A 3,746-nucleotide genomic window follows, 5' to 3' on the forward strand; every position below is an offset into this window, starting at 1 on the left:
GGATGGGTCCGCGCCCGGGGCGGTGGCCGACGGGCCGGGCCGGTCGGCGCGCTCCGCGGTGGTGTGCGGTGTGCCGCGGCTCGGCCGGGCGCCGGGGGCGTCCGTCGCCTCCTCGGCGCCGTCCAGTACCGAGCGCAGCGGGGCGACCTCGTCGTCTATGGCGACGAAGACCGAGTTCACCTGGTCGCGGAGGTCGGTGAGCTGGATCGGCAGGGCGTCCCGGAGCTTGCTCCAGCCCTCGCGGTGGTCGGAGGCGAAGGAGGACAGGGTCTCGATGGGGCCCAGCGAGCCGTCCCGCCGGTACGCCTCGTAGAGCAGCCGGTGGCCCTCGGCGGCATCGTGCCGCATCCCGGACAGCGCCCGGCGGATCTCCCCCAGCGACTCCTGGTCCAGCTCCCCGGAGCGGGCCCGCTCCATCAGCCGGCGGGCCTCGCTCATCCGGGTGGACGCCTGGTGGAGGTAGATCCGGCCGCGGTCGACATCGCCGTCGGCCATGCCCAGCTTCAGGTCCTCCATGCCGCGCTTGAGCCCGTACAGCGTGTCGCCCGGCAGGGCGTCGGAACTGGCCGCCGCGACGCCGCCCAGGGCGCCCGCGGCCACGCCGACGGTGAGCCCGCCCGCCGCGAGCCCCTTGGACCAGCGGGATCTTGGCCGGAACCGGCTGAGCGGGGTGGCCCGGTGGGCCCCCCGGCCGTCGCGCTGTTCCGGTACGCGTGCCGCCCCCTCGGCGAACGCCGCCTCCATGGCGGCGACCAGCTGGGCCCGCTGGGTGGTCCGCACCTCGGCGTCCAGCTCCGGGGCGGGCAGTTTCCCGAGCCCGCCCACCAGGGCCAGCAGCCGTGCCCGCTCGGCGTCGTCCGCCGCCCTGGCGGACCGCTCTGCCGTGGCGACCTGGGGACCCCCGTGCTGGTCTTCCAGGGCCTGGGCGAAGGCGTTGGCCCGCCGGTGTGCCGATACGTTCGCGATCACAGGCGGCACCTCCTCTCGTCTCATGACGCTCGACTCCCCCTGGCGCCTGGCAGGTTGCACACCTTGAGCACATCCACTCGATCGAGTGGGCCGGCGACGCGGTGTGGCGCCCCAGGGAGCCTGCATTCCGCACAACGAGCGGTGCCGGACAGGGGTTACGCACTCCGGATGACCGGGGCGCGCCGCCTTCGAGGGTTCAGCGGGCGTCGTCCGGGAGGAGCCGGGCCAGTGTACGGACGGCCCGGTACTGGAGGGTCTTGATCGCCCCCTCGTTCTTGCCCATCACCCGGGCGGTCTCGGCCACCGAGAGGCCCTGGAGGAAGCGGAGGGTGACGCACTCCTGCTGCTGGGGGTTGAGGCGGCGGACCGCCTGGAGCAGGGCCGCGTTGGAGAGCGACTCCAGGACGGAGTCCTCGGGGCTGCGCTCCACCTCGTTGGCGTCGAGCATCTCGCCGGTGGTGACCTCCAGCCGGAAGCGGCTGGACTTGAAGTGGTCGGCGACCAGGTTGCGGGCGATGGTCACCAGCCAGGCGCCGAAGTCGCGGCCCTGCCAGGTGAAGGTACCGATCCGGCGCAGGGCGCGCAGAAAGGTCTCGCTGGTGAGGTCCTCGGCGGTGGCCCGGCCGCCGACCCGGTAGTAGATGTAGCGGTAGACGGTGTCGGCGTACTGGTCGTAGAGGCGGCCGAAGGCCTCGGCCTCACCGGCCTGGGCGCGCTCGACCAGGTCCATCATCCGGCGGCTGTCACTGTCGGCGGCTGGGCGGCGGGCGGTGGAGGTGGTGGCGCGGGCCCGCCTGCCGACCGCCGCGCTGCCGTCGGCCAACGCGTAGCAGGGGCTGGCGGGGACGGCGGCTGCGGGCGTGGCGAGGGCGGGGCCGGCGTACGCGGTGGGGACAATTCCGCGCAGACAGTCGATGACCGTCGCGCGGAGCGTAGCCAGGCCCGAGGTGTCAACCCCGACGTGTGGGTACACGGGACTCCCAGAGGCAGAGCTTCCATCACGTGCAGTGCGGAACCGTTCACTCGTCGTAGGGACGTGTGGGAGCGGTTTGCGTCTGAGGAGAATAACGCTTCGTACAGGCGGCGCTACACCGAGTTGCTCAAATCATCGTTTCCGTCTGGTCCGTTATGGATTGACGTTCGATCAAGTAGCAGATGTTGACCATTGGTTGATCAAAAATGTTCGCGTTCTGCCCAGATGGAGGACATGTTGTGGCAAACCCCCGGTAGCCGGAGTGGTTGGAGCCATCTGGGGTATGCAGGAGGGATTGACCGATTACGTCAACCGCCCGGCCGGCGGCGCCGACCGGGCGAACGCGTCCACCGAACGGCCCAGTGCGGCGTGTCGTCGGCGTGTCGCCGGTTCAGCGGCGGCGCCGGTGCACCGCCACCGCCGCCGCGGCGCCGCCCGCCAGGGCGCCCACGCCGACCGCCGCCGGAATGCCGACCCTGGCCGCCTTGCGGCCGGTGCGGTAGTCGCGCAGCCGCCAGCCGTGCTCCCGGGCGTGCCGGCGCAGCCGGCCGTCGGGGTTGACGGCGTAGGGGTGGCCGACCAGGGAGAGCATCGGGATGTCGTTGGCGGAGTCGCTGTACGCGGCGCAGCGCGTCAGGTCCAGGGCCTCGGCCGCGGCCAGCGCGCGCACCGCCTCCGCCTTGGCCGGTCCGTGCAGCGGTTCGCCGACCAGCCGACCGGTGTACACCCCGCCCACCGACTCGGCCACCGTGCCCAGGGCGCCGGTCAGGCCGAGCCGCCGGGCGATGATGGTGGCGGTCTCCACGGGGGCGGCGGTGACCAGCCAGACCTTCTGTCCGGCGTCCAGGTGGGCCTGGGCCAGGGCGCGGGTGCCCGGCCAGATCCGCTCCGCCATGTACTCGTCGTAGATCTCCTCGCCGAGGGCCATCAGCTCGGAGACCCGGTGCCCCTTGACGATGGACAGCGCGCTGTTGCGGGCGTCCTCCATATGGGCCGGGTCCTCCACGCCGGCCAGCCGGAACCAGGTCTGCTGCCAGGCGAAGCGCGCCAGCTCCCGCTTGCGGAAGAAGTGCCGCTTGTAGAGGCCGCGCCCCAGGTGGAAGATGGCGGCGCCCTGCATCACGGTGTTGTCGAGGTCGAAGAAGGCGGCCGCGGTCACGTCCCCGGCCACCGGGAACTCCGGCTCGGCCGGCTTGGCGGGGGCCTTCTTGGCGCCCTTGGCGGCCTTCGCCGCCTCCTTCGCGGCCTTCGCCGCGGCCCGGGCCTCTGCCTGCTCCTGCTCGGACTTGCGCGCCGCTTCCGCCGCCGCCTCACCGGCCAGCACGCTCCGTGCGGTGGCGGCGCGCCTACGGGGGGTCAACCATCCCAGTGCGGACATGGCGCGAGCATAACCAGTCTGTTCGAGGACTCCGGAACCGGCGGGAAGCGAGGACGCGAACCGCGCGTGGACGGGGAGAGGGGAAGGGGCGCCGTCGTCGGTCCGTCAGCCGCCCAGGGCGGTGCGCAGCCGCTTGGGGTCCACCCGCCAGAAGTCGTGCTGGGCGCCGTCGACCAGGATCACCGGGATCTGCTCCCAGTACTTGCGGTACAGCTCCTCGTCCTGGGTGATGTCCTTCTTCTCCCAGGACGCCCCCAGCTCCCCGCACACCTGCTCGATGATCACCTGGGCGTCGTCGCACAGATGGCAGCCGGGCTTGCCGATCAGGGTGACGGTGCTCTCGGCGGGGTTCTTGCGGGGGGTGCGGCGCAACAGCGGACTCATGGGTCCATTGTCCACCGCGCGGTGGGGGTGACCGGGCGGGTG

The 3,746-nt window shown here is 72.5% G+C and carries 4 protein-coding genes; all 4 read right to left on the reverse strand.

Annotated elements, in window-relative coordinates:
- Nucleotides 1-969, reverse strand: a 969-nt coding sequence (locus E4099_RS30255; RefSeq protein ID WP_245245314.1) for a DUF5667 domain-containing protein, incomplete at its 3' end; no start/stop codon positions are given.
- A 196-nt stretch (nt 970-1,165) separates the two neighbouring features.
- Entirely contained in the window at nt 1,166-1,942 is a 777-nt protein-coding gene (locus E4099_RS30260; protein WP_135342302.1) for an ECF subfamily RNA polymerase sigma factor, BldN family, read from the reverse strand.
- Between the two features lie 391 nt (nt 1,943-2,333).
- Nucleotides 2,334-3,320 (reverse strand): HAD family hydrolase, encoded by a 987-nt coding sequence (locus E4099_RS30265; protein WP_135342303.1) that lies wholly within the window; start codon nt 3,318-3,320, stop codon nt 2,334-2,336.
- A gap of 105 nt (nt 3,321-3,425) precedes the next feature.
- Complete coding sequence (locus E4099_RS30270; protein ID WP_135342304.1) at nt 3,426-3,704, reverse strand: glutaredoxin family protein; 279 nt, start codon at nt 3,702-3,704, stop codon at nt 3,426-3,428.
- Nucleotides 3,705-3,746: the final 42 nt, after the last annotated feature.

Origin of the sequence: Streptomyces palmae, from assembly GCF_004684805.1 — a bacterium.
GTDB lineage: Bacteria > Actinomycetota > Actinomycetes > Streptomycetales > Streptomycetaceae > Streptomyces > Streptomyces palmae.

Excerpts from the sequence above, each read along its gene's own strand:
- E4099_RS30265 (WP_135342303.1), bottom strand. The coding sequence starts at position 3,320 with ATGTCCGCACTGGGATGGTTGACCCCCCGTAGGCGCGCCGCCACCGCA.
- E4099_RS30270 (WP_135342304.1), bottom strand. The coding sequence starts at position 3,704 with ATGAGTCCGCTGTTGCGCCGCACCCCCCGCAAGAACCCCGCCGAGAGC.